Origin of the sequence: Cohnella sp. SGD-V74, assembly GCF_003001675.1 — a bacterium.
Classification (GTDB): Bacteria; Bacillota; Bacilli; order Paenibacillales; family Paenibacillaceae; genus Cohnella.
Map to the genome: position 1 here is coordinate 16,177 of NZ_PVYW01000001.1, position 22,722 is coordinate 38,898.

General features: G+C 60.4%; 20 protein-coding genes. 1 reads left to right on the plus strand and 19 read right to left on the minus strand.

Going from position 1 to position 22,722, the window contains the following annotated elements; genetic code table 11:
* Positions 1 to 7: 7 nt before the first annotated feature.
* The 4 genes from recG to B0G52_RS00095 are packed head-to-tail and all read right to left on the minus strand — an operon-like array spanning position 8 to position 5,175.
* Complete coding sequence (gene recG / locus B0G52_RS00080) at positions 8 to 2,059, minus strand: ATP-dependent DNA helicase RecG (RefSeq protein WP_094041483.1); 2,052 nt, start codon at positions 2,057 to 2,059, stop codon at positions 8 to 10.
* A 27-nt stretch (positions 2,060 to 2,086) separates the two neighbouring features.
* The gene (locus B0G52_RS00085) at positions 2,087 to 2,947 is read right to left on the minus strand and encodes a DegV family protein (RefSeq protein ID WP_094041484.1); all 861 of its coding nucleotides are present in this window, start codon (positions 2,945 to 2,947) and stop codon (positions 2,087 to 2,089) included.
* A 29-nt stretch (positions 2,948 to 2,976) separates the two neighbouring features.
* Positions 2,977 to 4,788, minus strand: coding sequence for a DAK2 domain-containing protein (locus B0G52_RS00090; protein WP_094041485.1), 1,812 nt, complete (start codon positions 4,786 to 4,788; stop codon positions 2,977 to 2,979).
* A 27-nt stretch (positions 4,789 to 4,815) separates the two neighbouring features.
* A complete protein-coding gene (locus tag B0G52_RS00095) occupies positions 4,816 to 5,175 on the minus strand; it encodes an Asp23/Gls24 family envelope stress response protein (protein ID WP_094041486.1) in 360 nt (119 codons plus the stop codon).
* A gap of 200 nt (positions 5,176 to 5,375) precedes the next feature.
* Here B0G52_RS00095 and rpmB point away from each other — a divergent pair, with 200 nt between their 5' ends.
* Entirely contained in the window at positions 5,376 to 5,564 is a 189-nt protein-coding gene (rpmB, locus tag B0G52_RS00100; RefSeq protein ID WP_094041487.1) for a 50S ribosomal protein L28, read from the plus strand.
* An 82-nt stretch (positions 5,565 to 5,646) separates the two neighbouring features.
* On the opposite strand, the gene spoVM is transcribed toward rpmB, so the two are convergent.
* The 15 genes from spoVM to B0G52_RS00175 all read right to left on the minus strand — a co-directional run bounded on the left by spoVM (position 5,647) and on the right by B0G52_RS00175 (position 22,510).
* Positions 5,647 to 5,727: a stage V sporulation protein SpoVM gene (spoVM, locus tag B0G52_RS00105; RefSeq protein WP_041064529.1), complete on the minus strand. Its 81-nt coding sequence runs from the start codon at positions 5,725 to 5,727 to the stop codon at positions 5,647 to 5,649.
* A gap of 111 nt (positions 5,728 to 5,838) precedes the next feature.
* Positions 5,839 to 6,483, minus strand: coding sequence for a ribulose-phosphate 3-epimerase (rpe, locus tag B0G52_RS00110; RefSeq protein WP_094041488.1), 645 nt, complete (start codon positions 6,481 to 6,483; stop codon positions 5,839 to 5,841).
* Position 6,484: 1 nt separating this feature from the next.
* The gene (gene rsgA / locus B0G52_RS00115; RefSeq protein WP_094041489.1) at positions 6,485 to 7,390 is read right to left on the minus strand and encodes a ribosome small subunit-dependent GTPase A; all 906 of its coding nucleotides are present in this window, start codon (positions 7,388 to 7,390) and stop codon (positions 6,485 to 6,487) included.
* Between the two features lie 56 nt (positions 7,391 to 7,446).
* Positions 7,447 to 9,534 (minus strand): Stk1 family PASTA domain-containing Ser/Thr kinase, encoded by a 2,088-nt coding sequence (gene pknB / locus B0G52_RS00120; RefSeq protein ID WP_094041490.1) that lies wholly within the window; start codon positions 9,532 to 9,534, stop codon positions 7,447 to 7,449.
* Positions 9,531 to 10,298: a Stp1/IreP family PP2C-type Ser/Thr phosphatase gene (locus tag B0G52_RS00125; RefSeq protein WP_094041491.1), complete on the minus strand. Its 768-nt coding sequence runs from the start codon at positions 10,296 to 10,298 to the stop codon at positions 9,531 to 9,533. Before B0G52_RS00125 ends, pknB begins: the two co-directional genes overlap by 4 nt.
* Positions 10,299 to 10,304: 6 nt before the next feature.
* The gene (gene rlmN, locus B0G52_RS00130; RefSeq protein WP_369826944.1) at positions 10,305 to 11,384 is read right to left on the minus strand and encodes a dual-specificity RNA methyltransferase RlmN; all 1,080 of its coding nucleotides are present in this window, start codon (positions 11,382 to 11,384) and stop codon (positions 10,305 to 10,307) included.
* 35 nt (positions 11,385 to 11,419) lie between these two features.
* Positions 11,420 to 12,820, minus strand: a complete 1,401-nt coding sequence (gene rsmB / locus B0G52_RS00135) for a 16S rRNA (cytosine(967)-C(5))-methyltransferase RsmB (protein WP_198960562.1) — start codon at positions 12,818 to 12,820, stop codon at positions 11,420 to 11,422.
* Positions 12,821 to 13,369: 549 nt separating this feature from the next.
* Positions 13,370 to 14,323, minus strand: a complete 954-nt coding sequence (gene fmt / locus B0G52_RS00140; protein WP_094041494.1) for a methionyl-tRNA formyltransferase — start codon at positions 14,321 to 14,323, stop codon at positions 13,370 to 13,372.
* 1 nt (position 14,324) lies between these two features.
* The gene (def, locus tag B0G52_RS00145; RefSeq protein ID WP_094041495.1) at positions 14,325 to 14,816 is read right to left on the minus strand and encodes a peptide deformylase; all 492 of its coding nucleotides are present in this window, start codon (positions 14,814 to 14,816) and stop codon (positions 14,325 to 14,327) included.
* A 516-nt stretch (positions 14,817 to 15,332) separates the two neighbouring features.
* Positions 15,333 to 17,828: a primosomal protein N' gene (gene priA, locus B0G52_RS00150; RefSeq protein WP_094041496.1), complete on the minus strand. Its 2,496-nt coding sequence runs from the start codon at positions 17,826 to 17,828 to the stop codon at positions 15,333 to 15,335.
* Complete coding sequence (coaBC, locus tag B0G52_RS00155) at positions 17,825 to 19,054, minus strand: bifunctional phosphopantothenoylcysteine decarboxylase/phosphopantothenate--cysteine ligase CoaBC (protein WP_094041497.1); 1,230 nt, start codon at positions 19,052 to 19,054, stop codon at positions 17,825 to 17,827. Before coaBC ends, priA begins: the two co-directional genes overlap by 4 nt.
* 258 nt (positions 19,055 to 19,312) lie before the next feature.
* Positions 19,313 to 19,531 carry a DNA-directed RNA polymerase subunit omega gene (rpoZ, locus tag B0G52_RS00160; RefSeq protein WP_094041498.1) on the minus strand — a complete coding sequence of 73 codons (219 nt, stop codon included), beginning with the start codon at positions 19,529 to 19,531 and terminating at the stop codon, positions 19,313 to 19,315.
* A gap of 16 nt (positions 19,532 to 19,547) precedes the next feature.
* Entirely contained in the window at positions 19,548 to 20,174 is a 627-nt protein-coding gene (gene gmk / locus B0G52_RS00165; RefSeq protein WP_094041972.1) for a guanylate kinase, read from the minus strand.
* Between the two features lie 13 nt (positions 20,175 to 20,187).
* Positions 20,188 to 20,448 carry an extracellular matrix/biofilm regulator RemA gene (gene remA, locus B0G52_RS00170; protein WP_027084220.1) on the minus strand — a complete coding sequence of 87 codons (261 nt, stop codon included), beginning with the start codon at positions 20,446 to 20,448 and terminating at the stop codon, positions 20,188 to 20,190.
* Positions 20,449 to 20,632: 184 nt separating this feature from the next.
* A complete protein-coding gene (locus tag B0G52_RS00175) occupies positions 20,633 to 22,510 on the minus strand; it encodes a bifunctional homocysteine S-methyltransferase/methylenetetrahydrofolate reductase (RefSeq protein ID WP_094041499.1) in 1,878 nt (625 codons plus the stop codon).
* Positions 22,511 to 22,722 lie beyond the last annotated feature (212 nt).

A 22,722-nucleotide genomic window follows, 5' to 3' on the forward strand; every position in this document is an offset into this window, starting at 1 on the left:
CTCCCGCTCAGTCGAGCGGCTCGTCCCGAAGCTGCGTTTCCCTCGCCAAATAGTCTCTGAGCGGGCCGTAGGCCGGGGAGGACCAGAACGATTCCGAAGACGTCAGAGCGGCTGCGTCGTCCCTGGCCTGCTCCAGCACTTCGAAGTCGTTCAGCAGGTTGGCCAGCCGGAATTCCGGCATCCCGCTCTGCTTCGTTCCGAAAAACTCCCCCGGCCCCCGGATCTCCAAGTCCCGGCGGGAAATCTCGAAGCCGTCGTCCGTCTCCGTCATCGCCCTCATTCTCTCCTGGCCGTTTTCCGATTTCGGATCGGCGATCAGAATGCAGTACGACTGGTGCTCGCCCCGGCCGACCCGCCCCCGGAGCTGGTGAAGCTGGGACAAGCCGAACCGGTCCGCGTCCATGACGATCATCAGCGTCGCGTTCGGCACGTCCACTCCGACCTCAATTACCGTCGTGGAGACGAGCACATGCGTCTTCCCGGCAGCGAACTCCGCCATCGTCTCTTCCTTCTCCGCTGCCGTCATCCGGCCGTGCAGCAGCCCGACCGTAAGCTCTGGCAAAGCTTGGGAGAGCTGGATGTGCAGGTCGATCGCGTTCTGGACGTCCAGCTTCTCCGACTCCTCGATCAGCGGGCAGATGAAGAACGTCTGCCTGCCGTCCGACGCTTCCTTGCGGATGAAGCCGAGCACCCGATCCATCATCTCGTGCTTCACCGAATACGTCTTGATCGGCTTGCGGCCTTTCGGCCGCTCCCGGAGCGTGGAGACGTCCATATCCCCGAACACCGTAATGGCCAGCGTGCGCGGAATCGGCGTCGCGGTCATCGTCAGCACGTCCGGATTCATGCCTTTGCGCCTTAGAATGCTGCGCTGGTTCACGCCGAACCGATGCTGCTCATCTGTCACGACAAGGCCAAGGCTGCGGAAGAACACGTCCTCTTGAATGAGCGCATGCGTGCCGACGATGATGTCGAGCAGTCCCATCTGCAGCGACGCGATCAGATCCCGACGTTTGCGCTCGGTCAGGCTGCCGGTCAGCAAGCCTACCTGGATGCCGTAGGGCTCGAACATCTTGCCCAGCGATCGGGCATGCTGCTCGGCCAATATTTCCGTCGGCACCATCAGAGCTCCCTGATGTCCCGCGCGCACGGTTGCGTACAGCGCCACCGCCGCCACGACCGTCTTGCCGGAGCCCACGTCTCCTTGCAGCAGCCGGTTCATCACGTAAGGCTGCTTCATATCGTGCAAAATCTCGTTGATGACCTGCTTCTGCGAACCGGTCAACTCGAACGGAAGCGCCCCGACGAACGCACGAATCTCGTCGTTGTCAACAGCGTGAACAAGTCCGTCCGTCTTCCGCGAATGCATCGCCCGGTACGCTTGCAGCTTCAATTGAAACAGGAACAGCTCCTCGTACACCATCCGGCGTCGGGCTTCCTGTCCGTCCTTCGTATTTTCCGGCTTATGAATGCCGGCGATCGCGTCCTTGCGGGCCATCAGCCCGTGCTTGTCCGTCAGCTCCGGCGGCAGAATCTCCGGAATATACGCGCCGAACTGGGTCAGCGCCTTGTCGATCAAGCCCCTCATCGCCGACTGGGTAATGTCGCCTCCGACGGAGTAAACCGGCTGCAAGGTGCCCGTCTTCGCGCCGCCGCGGTCCGGAAACTCCGAATCCGCCACGGTCAGCTGCCGCCGCCGCTGATCCCACTTGCCGGTCAGCGTAATTTCCCGCTCGAGCGTAAGCTGCTCCTTCAGGAACGCCCGGTTGAACCAGACGGCGGTCACGAGCGTCGCATCGACCGTCACGCGGCAGAGCAGCCTCGACTTGCCGCCGTACCTCTGCAGCGAGGGAAGGGACGCGATTGTCCCCTGAATCGTAATTCTCTCGCCGTCTTTCACTTCCCGCAGATCGCGGATGCGGTAATCCTCGTACCGAAACGGATAATATTCGATCAGCTCTCCGACGGTGGAAATGCCCAAGGCGTGGAACTCCCCCGCTTTGCGGGGACCCACGCCTTGAAGTTTCGTCAGAGGAATTTGGAACAATGAGATAGACATAAGACCAACCTCTTTATCTGCTTGCCTCTATCGGGAGCCGAGCGGGAACACGAACAATCCGATCGTTCCCGGCCCCGCATGCGCGCCGATGACCGGCCCGATCTCGGTCTCCTCGTATTCCTTCACGTTAAGCTTGCTCTTGAGCAGCTCGGCCATCTCCGCCGCCCCGTCCGAGTATCCCGGCGTAATCGCCACGATCAGGCTCACCGGCGTGTCCTTCAGATCGGTTTCCAGCACTTCGACGATGCGGGACATCGCCCGCTTCTGGCCTCTGGCCTTGTCGAACGGGTACACGAAGCCTTCCTTGTCGATCGACAGAATCGGCTTAATGTTCAGCAGCGAGCCGAGCACGGCCGAAGCCTTCCCGATGCGGCCGCCTTTCTGCAAGTATTCAAGCGTGTCCACGAGAAAATAAAGGCGAAGCTCCGAGCGCATTCGCTCGACCTCGGCGATAATGTCGGCTTTGTCCGCGCCGGCTTGCGCCAGCTCGGCCGCTCTGACGACGATTTTGCCGTAGCCGAAGGAAGCGGACTTCGAATCGATGACCGTCACGTCGGCATCGTCGTCCAGCATCGACTTGGCGATCGTCGCCGACTGGTACGTGCCGCTCATCGCGCTCGACAGCTGAATGGAGATAACCGAATGGCCTTCGTCCGTCAGCCTCTTGTACACCTCGTGGAAATCGGCCGGAGAAGGCTGCGAGGATGTCGCAAGCTTGCCGAAGCTCGCCAGCTTCTTATAAAAATCCGCCGGCTGAAGCTCAATGTTGTCCAGGTAGCTTTCTGCGCCGAAATTCACCTTCAGAGGTACCATCTCGATGCCAAGCTTCTCCCTTGTCGCCAGCGGGATATCCGCCGTGCTGTCCGTGACCACAACAATCGATGCCATAGCCTGTCTCCTCTCGCCTCACATGAATTTTACGGTTCGACCGCGAACAAGTACGGATACAGCGGCTGGCCGCCCTCGTGAACCTCGACCTCCGCGTCCGGATAAGTCTCCCCGAGCCATCTTGCCAGCTCTTCGGTCTGCTCCTCGTCCGCGCCCTCCCCGGTCAGCACCGTCAGAATCTCCTCGCCGGTCGCCAGAAGCGATCCGAGCAGCCCCTTCGCCGCTTCCGGCAAGCTCTCGTCCGACACGACGATCTTCTTGTCCTGAATGCCGATGTAGTGGCCTTCCTTGATCTGCACGCCGTCCATCTCGGTATCCCTGACCGCCTTCGTGACCGAGCCCGTCACGACCCGTTCGAACGCTTTCGTCATTCTGTCGATGTTCGTCTGCTCCGGCTCGCTTTCCTGGAACGCCAGCATCGCCGCCATGCCTTGCGGCAGCGTGCGGGTCGGAAGCACCGTCACCGGACGCTCCGCCAGTTCCGCCGCCTGCTTCGCCGCCATGATGATATTCGGATTGTTCGGCAGCACGATGACATGATGCGCGGACAACGAAGCGATGGCGCCGAGCAGATCCTCCGTGCTCGGATTCATGCTCTGGCCGCCGGAGAGCACTATGTCGACTCCGAGGCTGCGGAACAGCTCCGCATTGCCGTCGCCGACGCTGACCGCCACAATGCCGTACGAGGCCAGCTCGTAGACGTCGGGATTCGGCTCGCTCTCCGGAGAAGCGGTAACGGCCGGCAGGTCGACGACGCCCGGAAGCGCGTAATCGACTTTCGGCGTTTCCTGCGAAGCATGAGTCTCCTTCGGAGCGGAGAAAGCTGGCGCGTCATGATTCTGAGCCAGCAGCTCGCGATGCTGCTCCTGCATGTTCAGGATATGAATTTGCGTAATTTCCCCGTACGCGAGCGCCAGATTCAGCACATCGCCGGGGCGGCGGGAATGAACGTGCACCTTGACGATGTTGTCGTCCTCGATCAGGATGATCGAATCGCCGTCGCGTTCGAGCGCCTGCCTGAACGTGCGCTCCGGGAACGGAGCCGCCGTCGTGAAGCGCTGAATGAAAAACTCCATATCGTAAGGGAAAGCGATGCTTTCCGTCGTAATTTTCGATTGCGCGGACGTTGCCGCGGAAGCCGGCTTGCGCTCCGGCGCGGGCGCGATGGAAGGCGCGGGGCGCACTTCGGCCGGACGCGCAGCCGAATCTTCCGAATCCGGGGCGCTGCCGCTCAAGTAATCGACGAAGCCCTCGTAAATATAGACGAGGCCTTGGCCGCCGGAATCGACGACACCGACCTGCTTCAGCACAGGCAGCATGTCCTGCGTCCGCGCGAGCGTCTCAAGCGCTTTGGCGTACACCTCGCGCATCAGCTCCGTCAGATCCGCCGTGCGGCGCGCCACGGTCAGCCCATGCTTGGCCGCTTCCCGGGCCACTGTGAGAATCGTTCCTTCGACCGGCTTGACCACCGCTTTGTAAGCGGTATCAACTCCCTGTTGCAGGGCACTCGCGAACAGGGGCGCCGTAAGCTCGCGTTGGCCTGTTATTGCGCGCGCGAAACCGCGGAACAATTGGGACAGAATAACGCCCGAATTGCCCCGCGCTCCCATCAGAAGCCCTTTGGACAGCACTTCCGCCGCCCTGCCGGCTTCCTCCGAAGGCTTATTTTTCAATTCGGCCACGCCGGCCGACATCGTTAAGTTCATATTCGTTCCCGTGTCGCCGTCCGGCACGGGAAATACGTTCAGGGCGTTGACGCGTTCCTCGTTGCGGGACAATCTCTCCGCGCCGAGCAAGATCATGGCCGCCCATTCACTTCCGTTCAAGAAGCGCTTACTCAATGATGAATTCCCCTTCCCTAAAATGAGCTACTTCAGTACTCGCACTCCTTGAACGTTTACGTTCACTTGGTCGACACGCAGGCCGACGACTTCTTCCAGCACGTACTTCACTTTGGATTGAATGTTGTGGGCGACTTCGGAAATCTTCGTTCCGTAGCTGACGATGACGTACAGATCCAGATGAACCTGCTCGCCTTCGTGGCGGACTTCAACGCCGCGCGACAGGTTTTCCCGTCCCAGCAGCTCCGCGATCCCGTCCTTCAAGCCTTTGCGGGACGCCATGCCGACCAGTCCATAACAATCCAATGCCGCCGAACCGGCAACCACGGCGATTACTTGATCCGCTACGTCAATCTTTCCGTTCTCCGAGACGAGCTGCAGAGGCATGGAAATTCACTCCTTTATGGCTTATTATGGACTATACCTCATTGTACTATAAAAAAACGGGAGAATGAAGCCGTTAAGCTGTCATTTCTCGCGATTAAACCGCAAAAGCTTGAGGTACGCGCTTTTTTCGTTGCATCCGGATACGCGCTATGCTAAGATAATGAAGTATTTGTATGGACGTGGCAAGGAGGTGTATTTTAATGGCTCGTAAATGTTATATCACAGGTAAAACGCCAGGTTCGGGCAACCACAAGTCTCACGCGAACAACACTTCCCGCCGTACTTGGGGGGTTAACGTACAAAAAGTGCGCATTCTGGTGAACGGCAAGCCTAAGCGTGTATATGTCAGCGCCAAGGCTCTGAAATCCGGAGCGGTAACCCGCGTATAAGGATAGACCGATTCGACCATGAGAAAAGAACCGTCAGACTCGTCTGACGGTTTTTCTTTTTATGCTTGCCTACTACGAGGCGTCAATTTTTGTGAAAAGTGTTGAGAATCGCTTTGACGAAGCCACCTAAAAATTTCGGCAGCTTGATGGTGTAAAACTTCATCGTCCCATCCCTCCTCCGCAGGCTGAACCCTCGCAAGCTTCTTCTCTTCGCCGAAGCCGCTACTGATTCCAATGTATGCAGGAGAAGTTTTGTCCTATGCCAGACAAATTGTCAACGCAGGGAAGCAATTGCCTCCGCCCGGTCCGCGTGTCCGAAAATATACGTCCCCGCCACCAAGGAATTCGCTCCGGCTTCCTTGACGAGCGCTGCGGTAGCTGCGTTAATTCCGCCGTCCACCTGGACGTAAATATCGTTTCTGCCGTGACGCTCGAGCATATGGCGCAGATCGCGCAGCTTGGACAGCATCGCGGGAAGGAAGCTTTGGCCCCCGAACCCGGGATTGATCGTCATAATGAGAATAAGGTCGATCTCATCCAGCATGTATTCCAGCACGGACAGCGGAGTATGCGGATTCAAGGCGACTCCCGCCTTCATGCCAAGCTCCTTCGCTTCCGTTAGAGTACGGTGCAGGTGGACGCACGCTTCGGGATGCACCGTCACCCGCTCGGCGCCGGCTTTGGTCAGCGCGGGAAACAGCGACTGCGGGTTCTCCACCATCAAGTGCACGTCGAAAAACAGCTTCGTGACCGGGCGGATCATCTCCACGATCGGCGGTCCGAACGTCAGGTTCGGCACGAAATGTCCATCCATAATATCAATATGTACCCAATCCGCTCCGGCTGCTTCAATGCTGCGAATTTCATCGCCTAGCTTAGAGAAGTCCGAAGCGAGAATGGACGGGGCGATAATCGTCATGTCAGTACCTCCGCTTGTTTTCTTTCCACTCCGTCATGAAACTTGCGTAATTGTCGTATCGGCTGACGGCAATCCGTCCTTGCTCCTTCGCCTCCAGCACGGCGCATTGCGGCTCGTGCGTGTGCGTGCAGCCCCGGAATTTGCAGGCGGACGACAGCTCCGCGAATTCGCGGAAGCACGATCCGATCTCGTCAATGCCGAGCTCGGCGAAATCCAGCTGACTGAAGCCGGGAGTATCGGCCATGTAGCCGCCCCCTGCGAGCGGAACAAGCTCGACGTGACGCGTCGTATGCTTGCCGCGTCCCAGCTTGTCGCTGATCTCGTTCGTCTCAAGCTTCAGCCCAGGCACGAGCGCGTTGACGAGCGACGACTTGCCGACGCCGGACTGGCCCGCAAGCACGTTGATGTGTCCGGCCAGTTCGGCCCGCAGCTCGTCCAGCCCTTCGCCCAGATGAGCGCTCGTCTTCAGCACCCGATACCCGATCGAGGAGTACAAGGCTTCCGCTGCCGCGACATCCCGGCGAATACGTTCGCCTTCTTCCCCTTCGGGAATCCGGTCCAGCTTCGTCAGCACGATCACCGCATCCAGGCCGGCATGCTCGATGTGCACGAGAAACTTGTCGAGCAGGCCGAGACTCAGCTCGGGCCTGACGACGGAAAACGCGAGCACGGCCAGATCGGCGTTGGCGACCGGCGGACGCACGAGTTCCGAGGAACGGGGGAGGATTTCGTCCACCGTCCCTTCCCCGTTCTCCGTCTCGCCGTAGACGACGCGATCCCCGACCAGCGGAGACTCGCCCCGCTTCTTGAAGATGCCTCTGCCCCGGCACTGCACCGGCTCTCCGCCGTGCTCGCCCTGCACGTAATAATATCCGCTTAACGCTTTAACGATAATGCCCTCGGGCACTCGCATGCAGCTCCTTTTGCCTTCCGGCCCAGCTTGCCGACGATTGGAGCCGCCCGTTACTGCCCGGCGTCTCCCCCGTCCCCGTCATGGTCCGAATAGTCTTCGATGTGTTCGTCCACCGGCGGCTCTCCGTCGCCGGAGTCGCCCGGATCGGGATCCGGCGACGTCGATGCGGGTATATTCCGATCGTCGTAGTAGACCGGCTCGGATTTCAGGAATACGCCGTCGCGCATAATGGTGATCAATCCGGTCTTATCCGGGGACAGGATGAGCTTGACCGGGAACGAAGTCGTCGAGCTGATCCTCTTCGATACGTTCACGATATTGTCTCCCGTCGCGTCGGAATACAGAATCTGAATATCGCTCGGCTGTCCTTCCACGGCCGGAGAGACGGTGACCTCCAGCTTCTTCTCCAGAGCGTCCGCCGGGAATCCGCTGCTGACCCAGATTTGCACTTTCGTTTTCGGAGTGACCATCTCGTCCTTATTGGCCGGGAATTGCTTAAACACTTCGTCCTTCGGCGTGCTGTAGCTCGGCTCGCGGAATACTTCCTGCAGCACAAGGTTTTCCCGCTCGATCATCGCTTTGGCTTCGTTCTCCAGCTTGCCAATCAAGTCCGGCATCGGGAACGCTTCCTCGCCTTTGCTGACGACCAGCGTGATTTTCGTCGTTGCCGAGGTCGGATCGAACTTGGCTTCGGCCTCGGGAATCTGATCGAGAACCGTTCCCGGCTCGCTCTCGTTGTGCCTGTCGACGGACAAAATGTTGTTCGGATTAACTCCCATCGCCTGAAGCTGAGCGACCGCCGCATCGTACTGCAGTCCGGTCAGCGCCGGCATCGGCGGAAGCTCCTTCTCTTTGCCGACCGTCAGTTCGATCGGAGAGCCTTCCTTGGCCACGACGTCTTTCTTCGACTGGTCGATGACCTTGTCGTATTTCTTGTCGTCGTCGACCTCTACGTAGTTAATGGGGTCCACAATCTGGAACCCGGCCGTGGTCAAAATTTCGATCGCCCTCTGCTCCGTTTCGCCGATGACGTTCGGAACCTCGACGTCTTCGTTGGTTACGCCCTTCAGCAGAGTGACCGCCCAGATAAGCACGCCGATCAGCACGACGGCTATGACGCCCAGTACGGTCGGCAACACCCACCTGCGCTTGCCCTGTTCCCCATCGTCTTCGTTCCAGCGCTCCTCTGCAGAGGAGGTTTTGATCGCCGGAGCTTCGATCGTATTGCGCATATCGGGCCGGATCGCCGGCACGACCCTCGTCTTGTCCTGCTCGTCATCGTCGTCGCTGGCGTATTGCCGTGCCGGTTCGTTCAGCCGATCCGGCCGCATGCACGTTTCCAGATCGCGCTGCATTTCCTTGGCCGACTGGTAGCGCTCCTGCGGATTTTTGCGCATCGCCCGGAGAATGATGTTTTCCACGCTTTGCGGAATGTACGGGTTCACCAGCCGCGGCTGCTCGAACGGCTCCTGCAGATGCTTCAGCGCGACGCTGATCGGGCTTTCTCCCAGGAACGGAAGCCTTCCGGTCAGCATCTGGTACAGCACGATACCGAGCGAGTACAGGTCCGACTTCTCTCCGGTGGCGACGCCTTTGGCATGCTCCGGGGAGAAATAATGAACGGAACCGATGACGGAGCCGGTCTGCGTAATCGTCGAAGAAGTAACGGCGCGGGCGATGCCGAAGTCCGTCACCTTGACGCGGCCGTTGTTGCCGATCAGGATGTTGTGAGGCTTAATATCGCGATGGATGATTTGATTATGATGGGCGTGCTCCAGGGCGTCGCAAATTTGCACGGCGAATCTCACCGCTTCTTCCGCCTGCAGAGGAGCCCGTTCGCGAATGATTTCGTTCAGATTGGCACCGTCGACGAATTCCATAACGATGTAATGCGTATCGTCGACTTGTCCGACGTCGTAGATGCTGACGATGTTCGGATGGGACAACGACGCCGCGGCCTGGGCTTCGCGCCGGAATCTCTTGATGAAATCGTCGTCGTGGGTAAACTGCTGACGCAGCACCTTCACCGCCACGAAACGGTTCAGCAGCAAATCCTTCGCTTTATAGACGAGGGCCATGCCTCCGCCGCCGACTCGAGCCAGCAGTTCGTAACGTCCGCCGAGCGTATGTCCGATCATGCCGATTCTCCTCCCGCGGCGTATGCCCGTCCGCCGTCCGCGACAAGCACAACCGTAATGTTATCGTCCCCGCCCGCTACGAGGGCCAGATCGATCAACTGCTGGGCCTGCTGGTCCAGGTCGGCGCCCGGATGCTCCAGCGCGGCCTGCACCTCGGAAGGCTCCACCAATCCGCTCAGCCCGTCGCTGCACAGCAGCAGAACATCCCCGCTCCGCCAATCGATAATCTGGACATCCGCGTCAACTTCCCGATCCGTTCCCAGCGCTCTCGTCAGCACGTTGCGGCGCGGATGATGAGCCGCCTCCTGCGGGGTCAGCTGGCCGGATTTCGTCAGCTCGTTCACCAGCGTGTGGTCTTCCGTCAGCAGCTCAAGCCGCCCGCCGCGCAGCCGATACGCCCGGCTGTCGCCGATATGCCCGATGAGTCCGGCGTCTCCCCGAATCATCGCCATGACGACGGTCGTGCCCATGTTGTGGTACTGGTCGTTAAGCGACGCCGTATCGAACACGGTTTTGTTGGCTTGGCGTATGATCTCCCTGAGCTTGGGGACGCTATCGGCTACGGACGCCGCATGCTCCCAGGTTTGCAGGGATTGAACCAGGCTGTCCACGGCGAGCGAGCTGGCTACATCGCCCGCGCGATGGCCGCCCATTCCGTCGGCGACGATCGCCGCCGTCCACCCGCCCGGGAGAACGCCGCTCCAAGCCTGGTCTTCATTGACTTGCCGGACTTTGCCGACATGACTTCGCAATACCGTTAACATCTCGCATCACCCCGTCGTCGTCTCCATATGCTTCGCCCGCAGCTGGCCGCACGCCGCCGCGATGTCATGGCCTTGTTCCCTGCGAATCGTTACGTTCACGTTTTTCTTCTGCAACACTCGCTGGAATTCGAAAATATCGTCCCGGGGCGTTCTGACGTAGTTGCGTTCCGGTACATAGTTGACGGGAATCAGATTGACGTGGCACAGCATATCCTTCAGAACTTCTCCGAGTTCCTCCGCATGCTCCGGCCGATCGTTCATGCCTCCGATCAACGCATATTCGAACGTGATTCTTCTGCCCGTTTTCTCGATATAGTATTTGCAGGCGTCGATAACGTCCGCGAACGGATACCTCCGGTTGACCGGCATCAGCTTCGAGCGCAGCGCATCGTTCGGCGCATGGATCGAGATCGCCAGATTGATCTGCGTGTTCTCGTCCGCGAACCGGATCATGTTCGGCACGATGCCGCTCGTAGACACCGTAATATGCCTTGCCCCGATGTTAAGTCCTTTCGGATGGATCATCGTCCGCAGGAAGCTCATCGTCGCGTCGTAATTCTCGAACGGTTCGCCGATGCCCATAATGACGATGCTAGACACCCGTTCGTCCAGCGGATCGAGAATTTGCTGGGCCTTCACGACCTGCGCGATAATCTCTCCCGCGGTCAGGCTCCGCTTCAGGCCGCCCAGCGTCGAAGCGCAGAACGTGCAGCCGATCCGGCAGCCGACCTGCGTCGTGACGCAGACGCTGTTCCCATAATTGTGCCGCATGATTACCGTTTCAATCGCGTGATTGTCCTGCAGGCCGAACAGAAACTTGACCGTTCCGTCCTTGGACTCGAACTTGGCAATCTCCGTCAGCGTCACGAACCGGAAGCTCGCGCTAAGTTTATCTCTGAGCGGCTTCGGCAAGTTCGTCATCTCTTCGAACGAATTCACTCTCTTTACGTACAGCCAGTCGAAAATTTGCCCCGCGCGGAACGCGGGTTCCCCCTGCTCCTTGATCCAGTCCTGGATTTGCTCCAACGATAAATCGTAAATAAACGGATTGAGTTGTTCTTCTGGATTATGTTTGACTTTCTCCAACTTCGTCACCACCATTCGTTCATTTTATCATAAAATCAGCCGTTTTGCTTCCGCAGCCGCGCGATGAAGAAGCCGTCGCTTCCGAACATATCGGGCAGCAGCTGCAGCATGCCCTCGAATGGCTCCGTCGCGACTCCCGCTTCGCGAAGAGGCCCCAGCGTCTCCTCGGTCCAGCCCTCGGGTTCGAGGGAAAACGCCGGATGGCGCTGCAGGAACAGCCGAACCGCGTTCTCGTTCTCTTCCGGGGCGATCGTACACGTGCTGTAGACGAGTGTGCCGCCGGGCTTGACCAGCGCTTGAACCCGGTCGAGCAGACGGCTTTGCAGCTCAGATAGGGAGCCGATATCCGCCTCGGACTTGTTCCACTTGATTTCCGGTTTGCGGCGAATGACTCCAAGCCCGGAGCACGGAGCGTCGAGCAGGACGACGTCGAACGATTCCGGCTCAAGCTTGTCGGCCAGCTCCAGCGCATCCGCCGTCATCGTCCGGACTGCCGTAAGGTTAAGCCGTTCGGCCTGCTGCTTGATCAGCGCCTCTTTGTGAGGATGCACATCGTTGGCGACGATCGTTCCTTCGTCGCGCATCTTCTCGGCAAGGTGAGTCGTCTTGCCTCCCGGCGCGGCGCAGCAGTCCAGCACACGCATGCCCGGACGCGGGTCGGCGACGGACGCTACGAGCATCGAGCTCTCGTCCTGAACGGTAAGAGAGCCTTGCTTATACCACTCGCTATGTACAAGATTGCCCGTCCGACTCGCGATAATTCCTTCCGGCGCCAGCCGCGACGGGGCGGCTTCGATGCCGGCGTCCGCCATCTCCGCAAGCACCCGCTCGCGCGTCGTCTTCAGCGGATTGATCCGCGCGGAGACGTGCGGCGGCTCGTTGTTGGCGGCGCACATCCGCTCGGCGGCCGCTTCGCCGAATTCGGCCAGCCACCGCTCCACCAGCCAGAGCGGATGGCTGTGCTCAAGCGCAATCCGTTCCGCCGGCGTCAGTCCTTGCGGCAGCGGGGCCGCGAAGCCTTCCCTTAGGACGGCGCGCAGCACGCCGTTAACGAGGCCGCCGATCCCGGCGTGCCCGCGCTTCTTCGCGATCCCGACCGCCTCGTCGACGACGGCGTGGGCGGGGACGCGGGTCAGCCAGCGCAGCTGGTAGTAGCTCATTCTCAGCAGAGCTCGCACCCACGGCTCTATTTTTTTGGGCCAACCTTTCACCCGGCTTTGCAGCGCATGGTCAATCGTATTGAGCCGCTGAATCGTCCCGTACGCCAACTCGGTCGCCAGCGCCGCATCCGGCCGCGACAACCCCGCGGCCTGAATCGCCTGATTCAGCTCCAGTCCGCTGTACGCCCCCCGCGTCTCCACATTATGCAGCACGCTCATCGCCACTTCGCGCGCCCCCTGCGGCTTCCCGCCGGGCAATCGTATCGTCTTCGTCATCCTTCGCATCCTTTATCTGCTTGATTCTTTGTTTTCGCATCTCTGGAATAGCTTCGCGGGACGTCCCGCGCACTTGCTTGCCCTTGCTTGCCCCGGTGCTCGCCAATCACTCCCGGTCCCCGAGCGCCGAGGCACTTTTTTGGCCTACGCACTCTTCGCACACTCCCGGTCGCCCAGCGTCGAGGCACTTTTTTGGCCTCCGCACTCGTCACTCACTCCCGGTCCCCGAGCGCCGAGGCACTTTTTGGGCCGCTGCCCTATCCATCTACTTTTCCCCGGATCCGATTCTAACACGCCTTTATACACACGATAGAGCAAATAGTTGCGTTTAAGGCTGCTCTCGTCACCGCATTCTCGCGGGCCGGCTCCTCGAAGCACAGCCCAATTGTCGACGATCCGCCGTAAAGCGGGACTCTTCGCAAGTTCGTTTTATTCCAGAGGGAACGCGTTTCCGTCTTCAGGCAAGTTGTTTTCAGCCCGCCAATTGTCGAACTTCCCCTATCGGGCCCGCAACGCACAACTCGCCGAACCATCAAAAAAAGCCCGGGGTTACCCGAGCGTCTTGCCGGGAGCCAGTCGGGCTCCTTTGGCGAACTCCGATGCTTTCAGCGCTTTTTTGCCGGCCGGCTGGACGTCCGTCAGCACGATGCTGCCGTCGCCGGTCCGCACGCGAATGCCGAACGCTCCTGTCTCCAGTACCGCTCCTGGAGCGAACGCGGTCCACTCGGAACGCAGTTCAGCATCCGACGGGCCTGGGACAGCGCAGCCCCACACCTTAAACACTTCACCGTCCATAAAAGTAAAGCCGCCCGCCATCGGATTAAGCCCTCTCACCCGGTCGAAAATCCGCCGCGCGCTCTGGCTCCAATCCAGCTTCTCGTCCTCGCGGGACAAATTCGGCGCATACGTCGCTTCCTCGCCTGCTTGCGGCGTACGTCCTGCCGTGCCGCCTTCGATTCGCGGCAGCCATTCCAACAGCAGCGCCGAGCCGGCCTCGCTCAGCTTCTCGAACATCGTGCCCGCCGTGTCTTCATCCGTAATCGGCACTTCGACTTTGGCGATCATATCCCCGGTGTCGAGCCCTTCCGCCATGTACATCAGCGTCACGCCAGTCACCTTCTCGCCTTCGATGATCGAACGCTGGATCGGCGCCCCGCCCCGATACTTCGGAAGCAGCGAGCCGTGCACGTTGATGCACCCGAGGCGCGGCAGCTCAAGCACCGCCTTCGGCAAAATTTGTCCGTACGCAGCCGTCACGATCAGATCCGGCGCGATCTCCGTCACTGCGGCGACGCCTTCCGGCGAGCGCAGCTTCTCCGGCTGCAGCACCGGCAAGCCCCGCTCCAGCGCGAACGCTTTGACCGGCGGCGGCGTCAATTCCCTTTTCCGGCCCTTCGGCCGGTCCGGCTGCGTCACGACCGCCGCTACCTCGTAGCCGCGCTCCAGCAGCGCCGAGAGCGAAGGCACCGCGAACTGCGGCGTTCCCATAAACAAAATCTTCATTTTAATCTCCATCCTGCTCCTGATCTTCCGGTTTGCGAGCCTCGTACACGGATTCCGCCGAGTCGATGAACAGTACGCCGTTCAAATGATCGACCTCGTGCTGGAACGCCCTGGACAAAAACTCCGTGCTATCGTATTGGATCGGCTTGCCGTGTCGGTCCTGTCCTTTGATTACGATCCGGTTCGCCCGCTTAACGTCGCCTTGAAGGCCTGGAATGCTCAGGCAGCCCTCAGGCCCAAGCTGTTCGCCTTCCGCGAGGACGATCTCGGGATTGACCATCTCGATGAGCTCGTGTTCGTCTCCGACGTCGACGACGATGACTCGCTTCGAAATGCCGATCTGCGGGGCCGCAAGACCAACTCCGTCGGCGTCGTACATCGTGTCCGCCATGTCGTCCAGCAGCTTGTGCAGATTGGCATTGAATTTCGTCACTTCCTGAGCTCTTTCGCGGAGCACGGGGTCGGGGTGTTTCACGATTAACCGAATGGACATAACGGCATCCTTCCTTTTCATTACAGACGTTGTATTGCCACTCTAATCAAGTTCAGCTAGTAAGACCATTCAGAAATAAGAGGTGATCCCGCTCGAAGCCGATACAGCCGGCTTGCAGCTCCAACATCTCCTCTTCTTCCGTTGCAGCCCGACACAATCGGGTTGCAGCCTTGCTAAACCGCTTGTTTGCTGCTCTAACCCGACTCAGTCGGCTTGCGGTCCCCCGACTATCCGGTTCAATTGGGCAATGCCCGGCCGAACCCAAGATTCGATGCCGAATCCACTCCCTGCATCAGCTTCGTGATCAAAACCGGACTTTTTGAACTTCCCTTCCAATCGAGTTCGACAAATTCGCTTTTCAGCACCGAGAAGGTTGGGAGAGGCTTAGGGACCGAGGAACGGAGCGTAGGCAAACCTACGTGAGTACCGCAGGGCCCGGCCGAACCCAAGATTCGATGCCGAATCTGCTTCTGCGCACCAGCTTCGTGATCAAAAGTGAATTTGTCGAACTTCCCCTCAAAGCATCATTTGCGGATCTACGTCGACGCTGACCTGCACGCCTCCCTTTTTCACCGCATCCGACAGGGAGCCGAGAGTTTCCGCGACGAGGCGGCTCGCATCCATGTCTCCCCGATATTTTACCATACATTGAAACCTGTAGCGATCTTTCAATCTCGCAATCGGAGAAGCGACCGGCCCGAGCACCTCCATCGCCGCCGCCCCGCCGTGGTCGAAGTCTCTGCGAATGCCGAGCGCATCCGCTTTGCCGCGCAATCCGGACGCGAATTGCTGACCGATCGACAGCAGCATAGGGACCGATTCGTGGGAAAAGGTGACGGAGATCAGGCGGCCGTACGGAGGATAACCGAGCTGCTTGCGCAGCACGAGCGCTCTCTCCGCGAACCCGAGATAGTCGTGCCCTTGGGCGGACGTGACGGATTCGTGCTCGGGATCGTACGTCTGGATGACGACCTCGCCCGGCAGCTCGTGGCGGCCGGCCCGGCCGGCCACCTGCGTCAGCAGCTGGAACGTGCGCTCGGATGCGCGGAAGTCCGGCAGGCGCAGCGCGGCGTCCGCAGCCAGCACCCCGACGAGCGTCACGTACGGAAAATCGAGCCCCTTCGCCACCATCTGCGTGCCGAGCAGCACGTCCGCCCGGCGCTCGCGGAATTCGGACAGCCAGCGCTCGTGCGAGCCTTTTTCCGTCGTCGTGTCCACGTCCATCCGAATGACGCGAATGCCCGGAAACGTCGCGGCCAGCGCCTCCTCCACCTTCTGCGTCCCCGTCCCGAAAAAGCGGATGTGCGGACTCTCGCAGCTTGGGCAAGTTTTCGGTTCGCCTTCCGAGTAGCCGCAGTAGTGGCAGCGCAGGTTTTGCGAGCCGCGGTGGTAGGTCAGCGAAATTTCGCAGTGGGGGCACGCGGCCGTATAGCCGCAGGACCGGCACATGACGAACGTCGCGTATCCTCTCCGGTTCAGCAGCAGCACCATCTGCTCCTGCTTCTCCAGCCGGCTGCGAATGGCGTCGGCCAGCATCCGGCTGAACATCGCCCGGTTGCCCAGCTTCAGCTCCTCGCGCATGTCGACGACATGGACGCGGGGCAACGGCCGGTTCGCCACCCGTTCCGGCAAGGCGATATAGGCCGTCTCCCCGAGCGCCGTCTCTCTTCCTTCATAGACGGCCGCTTCATAGGTTTCGAGAGCGGGAGTCGCCGAGCCGAGCACGACGACGGCGTTATGGAGCCGCGCCCGCTCGATGGCGACGTCGCGCGCGTGATACTTCGGGCTCTCCTCCTGCTTGTAGGACGTTTCGTGTTCTTCGTCGATGACGATCAGTCCGATGCTCGTAAAAGGGGCGAAAATCGCCGACCGCGCCCCGACCGCCACCTGCGCCCTTCCTTCGCGGATTTTGCGCCATTCGTCGTAGCGTTCCCCGTGCGACAGCCGGCTGTGAAGCACGGCCACCCGCGCGCCGAACCGGCTCTTGAACCGCTCGACCATCTGCGGCGTCAGCGCAATCTCCGGGACGAGCACGATCGCTTCGCGCCGCGAATCGAGGCAGCGCTGAATCGCCTGCAAATAAATTTCCGTCTTGCCGCTCCCCGTCACGCCGTGCAGCAGGAACGTGCGGCTGACCCGCGCGTCCAGCGCCTCGCGAATCGGCGCCAAAGCCGTCTCCTGCTTCGGCGTCAGCCGCATCGGAGCGCTGGCCGGAAAGTCGCGGTCCGCATACGGGTCCCGATCCTCCGTCACGGGCCGGATCTCGACCAGCCCCCGTTCCTCCAGCGAACGGATCGTGCCGGACGTCGTCCCCAGCGTCTCCGCCAGCTTCGCGAGCGGAACCGGTTCGTTATGCTCCGCCAGGTAAGCCGCCAGCTCGCGCTGCTTGCCCGCTCGCGCCGGAATCGACCCGGCCGCCTCCAGCAGACGCTCCGTCTCGACCGGAAACACCGTCAGCACCGTCTTCACCGATAACTGGTCCTCGACGCGCTGCCGCTCCTCCAGTCGGCCTTCTCGCAGCCATTGCTTCAGCAGCGTCCCCTGATCGGGATACTGCTGAAGCAGCGAGGCGAGCTTAAGCGGCTTGCCTTTGCCCAGCGCAAGCAAAAGACCGCCGCTCAGGGCGATCTCCGCATCGGACCAGACCGCTCCGGCGGCCTGCTGCACATATTTCTCCACCCGTCCCTTGAGCGCAGCGGGCAGCATCGCCTGCAAAGCGACGGTTAACGGACAGAGCCACCTGCGACTGATCCATTCTCCAAGCGCCACCAGCTCGGCGGACAGCGGAGGCATCGCGTCGAGCACTTCCTCCAACGGCTTCAGCTTCCCTCGCTCGACCTCGGCGTCGTCGCCCATCCCGGTCACGATGCCTTGAAGCTTGCGCGGCCCGAACGGCACCGCCACCCGGCTGCCGACTTCGACCCACTCGCGCAGCCGATCCGGAATCGCATAATCGAACGTCCGGTCGGTGTCCCGGCTCGGAACGTCCACGATCACTCTGGCTACCCTCATCGATTCGCCGACCCTCTCCCCGCGTCCTGGACGATGTCGAGCAGCCGCTCGGCGACGGCTCTCTTCGCCATTTGCGGCAGATGCTCGGCGAAGCCGCCGCGTCCGTACACGCTGACAATATTCGTCTCCGTGCCGAAGCCCGCTCCCGCCTCGGCCACGTTGTTGGCGACGATCAGGTCGCACTTCTTGCGCGCCAGCTTGTCCAGCACGTGCTTCTCCACGTCCGTCGTCTCCGCCGCGAAGCCGACGATGAAGGGGCCGCCTCCGCGCGCTTCCTTCCATTCCCCGATCTCCTGCAAAATGTCGGGATTGCGGACGAGATCCAACGTAAACGAATCCGACGTTTTCTTGATTTTCTGATCCGCGCGGCTGGCAGGCCGGTAGTCGGCCACGGCAGCCGCCTTGATCACCACGTCCGTCCCGTCCAGCCGGCTCAACACCTCGTCCCGCATTCGCAGCGCCGAATCCGTTCGAATCACGTTCACCCCATGAGGAGGCTCCGCCTCCGTCCTGCCGCACACGAGCGTAACCTCCGCTCCGCGGTCACGGGCGGCCTCCGCGATGGCGAACCCCATTTTTCCCGACGAGTCGTTCGTAATGTAGCGCACGGGATCGATCCGCTCGACCGTCCCCCCCGCCGTAATCAGCACCCGCTGCCCGGCCAGCGGCTTGGGGCCGACCAGCTTCGCCACGACGGCGTCCACGATCTCGTCCGGCTCCGCCAGCCTGCCTTTGCCGACGTAGCCGCACGCCAATTGGCCGGTCCCCGGCTCCACGAAATATACGCCGCGCGAGGCCAGCTTGTTCACGTTGTCGATGACCGCCGGATGCTCCCACATATGTACGTTCATCGCCGGCGCGATCAGCAGCGGAGCCGTCGTCGCCAGCAGCGTCGTGCTGAGCATATCGTCCGCCAAACCGTTGGCGAGCTTGGACAGCATGTTGGCCGTCGCCGGAGCCACGACCGCGAGATCCGCGGAGTCGGCCCAGTCGATATGCTGCACGATCGCGGCGTCGCGCTCGTCGAACACGTCCGTCGCCACGGGATGACGGGTCAGCGTCTGCAGCGTCAACGGCGTAATGAACTTCGTCGCCCCTTCGGTCATCATGACGCGGACCGACGCCCCCAGGCCGACCAGACGGCTGCACAGAGTCGCCGCCTTGTATGCCGCGATGCCTCCCGTTACGCCTACCAGTATCGTTTTGCCCGTAAGCGGCTTGCTCATGGATTCCCCTCCCACAGTCTTGAAGCCTAGGGCGTGTATGCAAACCCGCTCAGAGGCATCTATCACCGCCTTTACGCCCCTTGCTTCGTCACTTTTGCTTGACGTACCCCGGTACGCCTTCACAAAAGTTCCTGGCATGGAACGAAAATTCAGCAACATCTGCTGTCCTCGGAGATTGCATACACGCCCTAGAAAAAAAACAACCGCGCGGGTTGTCTTTCCTTCTTGTTCCGTATCCGGTTGCTTGTTGCCGACTTGCTATTCCCCGGCTGCGACAGCCGGCTTGAGGTGCTCGACTTTGATCGCTTCCTGGTAGATCTCTTCGAGCGCCACGCCTACCTGCTTGTGGGACTTCGGAGCGCCGAGATTGCACATGACGCCTTCGCGCAAGTTGCGCGCCCGCTTGGCGGCGGCCACGACGAGCGTATATTTGCTGTCGACCTTCTTCACCAATTCATCAATGGATGGATATAGCATGCCATTCACCTCTTCTTTAGACGTTGTCCGCGGTTTTGAGCGTCTCGAACTGCTCGAACAGTTCCCCGAGAAAACGCTCCCGCTTGCAGTGCTCCGCCGTAATGATCGAGCCGATGCGGCTGCAGGCCAGATCGATCTCGTCGTTGACGACGGCATAATCGTAATGGTGCAGCAGATTCATCTCTTCGACCGCCACCGACAGCCGATGATCGATCGTCGCCTGGGACTCCGTGCCCCGACCGACGATTCTCTGTTTCAGCTCGTTAAGCGACGGAGGCATGAGGAAAATAAAGACGCCCTCTGGGAACTTCTCCCTCACCTTGATGGCACCCTGCACTTCGATCTCCAAAATGATGTCCTTGCCTTCCGCCAGCGTCTTCTCCACGAACTCCCGCGGAGTGCCGTAGTAGTTGCCGACGTATTCCGCATACTCCAGAAGCGCGTCCGTCTCGATCATTCGCTTGAACTGCTCATGCGTCTTGAAGAAGTAGTTGACGCCGTCCTGCTCGCCTTCGCGGGGAGAGCGGGTCGTCGCCGACACGGAGTACACGAGCCCGGGAAGCTTGCCTCGCAGCGCGGAGCATACCGTTCCTTTGCCGACGCCCGAAGGGCCGGATAATACGAATAAAATCCCTTTGTTCATCGTGTTCCCCAATTCATTCATCGTGTTCGTCGTCTTTGGTAGACAACCGGTGCGCAACCGTCTCCGGCTGAACGGCCGACAAAATCACGTGATCGCTGTCCGTAATGATGACCGCGCGCGTGCGGCGGCCGTAGGTCGCGTCGATCAGCATGTGCCTGTCCCGCGCCTCCTGGATGATCCTCTTGATCGGAGCCGATTCCGGGCTCACGATAGAAATAATCCGATTCGCGGACACGATATTGCCGAATCCGATATTGATCAGCTTGATCGCCATGGTATGCACTTTCCCCCCGGTCATTCCTACCACACAGGTGCGGCCGGCACCCGAACCGTCGCTTCCAGTGTTGCCAGAAGCGGCCCGCCGCATACTGAAGGCCGATAATGCCCTGTTTTATACATCTATCGATTATTGCCTATTGTACTTCAAATCCCCTGGGGGGACAAGAGGAACTAAAGGCTTAATTAGCGGGATTCCGATTCAGGCTCGGACTCTTGGAACGGACGTATTCCGTCAAGGAAACGGTCATCTCGTAAGCCATGAACGGAGTCATCAGATAGATGCCGTTAAAATGGGCCATCGCGACGTCCAGCAGCTCTTCGGCGATCTTCACGCCTTCGGCGCGGCCGGCGGCGCCTTCCAGTCCGCTCATTCGCTGGCGAACCGAATCGGAGAGCTGGATGCCCGGAACCTCGTTGTGCAAATATTCGGCGTTGCGCCCGCTCGCGAGCGGGAAAATGCCGAGGAAAATCGGGACTGTCAAATGTTTGGTCGATTCCGCGATCTGCACGATCAGTTCAGGGTCGTACACCGGCTGGGTCATAATGTAGTCGGCTCCTGCCGATATTTTGCGCTCCAGCCGCTGCACCGCTTTATCCAGATGCTTGACGTTCGGGTTAAAAGCCGCGCCGACGACGAACTTCGCCTTCTGCTTGAGCGGCTTGCCCGAGAAGGCGATCCCTTCGTTGAGCTGCTTGATCATGCGAATGATTTCGAATGAGGTCAGGTCGTACACCGAGCTGGAGCCGGGCAAATCCCCGAACTTGGCCGGGTCTCCGGTCACCGCCAGCACGTGGTCGATGCCGAGCGCGTCGAAGCCCATCATATGCGACTGCGTGCCGATCAGGTTGCGGTCGCGGCAGGCGATATGGGCGAGAGGCTTGATGCCGACCCGCTCCTTCAGCAGCGCGGCCAAGGCCAAGTTGCTCATGCGGGTGACGGCCAGCGAATTGTCCGCCATCGTCAAGGCGTCGGCTTTCGCATCCTTCAACGCCTGCGCGCCCGCCATAAACTTCGTGATATCCAGATCGCGAGGCGGGTCCAGCTCGACGATGATCGTGTGGCGTTCGCGCACGAGATCGACGATACTCGGCTCGGCATCATGCGTCGGCGGCTCGACTGGCGCAGGAGCCGCTTCGACGATGACCGCCGGGCTCTCGGCCGGAGCCGGAGCGGCCGACTGCTCGGCCGGCAAATACCCTTGCAGCGCCTTGGCGATCTCCGCGATATGCTCCGGCGTCGTTCCGCAGCAGCCCCCGATCAGCTTCGCTCCCGCGTCTGCGAACCGGAGAGCCGACGCTCCGAAATATTCCGGCGTCGCCGAGTAGACGACTTTGCCGTCGACGTAATCCGGAATGCCCGCGTTCGGGAAGACGCTCAGCGGCAAGCTCAGGTCCGCCGGAATCGTCTCCAGCGCGCGGAGAATGCCCGTCGGACCGCTGCGGCAGTTAAAGCCGATCACGTCCGCGCCTTCTCCCTTCAGCCGGCGAAACGCTTCGGCCAGCGGAATGCCGTCGTGCGTTCTCTCCGGGTCCTCGACCGCGAATTGGCAGATGACGCTGATATCGCTCTTCTTGCGGATCAGCGTCAAGGCCAGCGACAGCTCCTCGAGGTCGAAGAACGTTTCCAGCAGCAAGCCGTCTACCCCGGAGGAGAGCAGCACGCCGATCTGCTCCTCGAAGTCGCGCTTCACGATCGCCGTTCGGATGTTCTTGCCCGCTCCTCCCCGCACCGCTCCGATCGATCCGACGACGTACACGCCGTCTCCGACCGCTTTGCGAGCGAGGGCGACGCCAGCGGCATTGATCTCCTCGACCTTCTTCTCCAGACCATAGCGGGCCAGCTTGTTCTGCTGCGCGGAATACGTATTCGTCTCAATGATCTGCGCTCCGGCCGCCGCGTATTGCCGATGCACGTCCGCGATGACGTCCGGCTTCAGCAGATTAAACTCCTCGAACGATACGCCGACCGGCAATCCGAGTTGATATAAATAAGTCGCCATTGCGCCGTCGCCGACAAGCGGCTTGCGGGCGAGGGCCGTGCGTAAATCGGGTTTCATCCAGCTTCCCATCCATTCCATATAAGAGGTTGTTCAAAAAAGTCCGATTTTGATCACGAAGTCTCTCGGGAAGCAGACTCGACATCGAATCTTGAATTCAGCCGGTTCTTCCGGTGCTCACGTAGCTTCCACTACGCTCCGCTCCTCATACCCGGTCTTCATCCAACCTTCTCGGTGCTGAAAACCGGACTTTTTGAACACGCATTAATATA

Excerpts from the sequence above, each read along its gene's own strand:
- recG (WP_094041483.1), bottom strand. The coding sequence starts at position 2,059 with ATGTCTATCTCATTGTTCCAAATTCCTCTGACGAAACTTCAAGGCGTG.
- B0G52_RS00175 (WP_094041499.1), bottom strand. The coding sequence starts at position 22,510 with ATGAAACCCGATTTACGCACGGCCCTCGCCCGCAAGCCGCTTGTCGGC.
- def (WP_094041495.1), bottom strand. The coding sequence starts at position 14,816 with ATGTCCATTCGGTTAATCGTGAAACACCCCGACCCCGTGCTCCGCGAA.
- rpmB (WP_094041487.1), top strand. The coding sequence starts at position 5,376 with ATGGCTCGTAAATGTTATATCACAGGTAAAACGCCAGGTTCGGGCAAC.
- coaBC (WP_094041497.1), bottom strand. The coding sequence starts at position 19,054 with ATGAGCAAGCCGCTTACGGGCAAAACGATACTGGTAGGCGTAACGGGA.
- spoVM (WP_041064529.1), bottom strand. The coding sequence starts at position 5,727 with ATGAAGTTTTACACCATCAAGCTGCCGAAATTTTTAGGTGGCTTCGTC.
- fmt (WP_094041494.1), bottom strand. The coding sequence starts at position 14,323 with ATGAAGATTTTGTTTATGGGAACGCCGCAGTTCGCGGTGCCTTCGCTC.
- priA (WP_094041496.1), bottom strand. The coding sequence starts at position 17,828 with ATGAGGGTAGCCAGAGTGATCGTGGACGTTCCGAGCCGGGACACCGAC.
- B0G52_RS00085 (WP_094041484.1), bottom strand. The coding sequence starts at position 2,947 with ATGGCATCGATTGTTGTGGTCACGGACAGCACGGCGGATATCCCGCTG.
- remA (WP_027084220.1), bottom strand. The coding sequence starts at position 20,448 with ATGGCGATCAAGCTGATCAATATCGGATTCGGCAATATCGTGTCCGCG.
- pknB (WP_094041490.1), bottom strand. The coding sequence starts at position 9,534 with ATGATCGGACATACGCTCGGCGGACGTTACGAACTGCTGGCTCGAGTC.
- gmk (WP_094041972.1), bottom strand. The coding sequence starts at position 20,174 with ATGAACAAAGGGATTTTATTCGTATTATCCGGCCCTTCGGGCGTCGGC.
- rsmB (WP_198960562.1), bottom strand. The coding sequence starts at position 12,820 with ATGACGAAGACGATACGATTGCCCGGCGGGAAGCCGCAGGGGGCGCGC.
- rpe (WP_094041488.1), bottom strand. The coding sequence starts at position 6,483 with ATGACGATTATCGCCCCGTCCATTCTCGCTTCGGACTTCTCTAAGCTA.
- B0G52_RS00095 (WP_094041486.1), bottom strand. The coding sequence starts at position 5,175 with ATGCCTCTGCAGCTCGTCTCGGAGAACGGAAAGATTGACGTAGCGGAT.
- B0G52_RS00125 (WP_094041491.1), bottom strand. The coding sequence starts at position 10,298 with ATGTTAACGGTATTGCGAAGTCATGTCGGCAAAGTCCGGCAAGTCAAT.
- rpoZ (WP_094041498.1), bottom strand. The coding sequence starts at position 19,531 with ATGCTATATCCATCCATTGATGAATTGGTGAAGAAGGTCGACAGCAAA.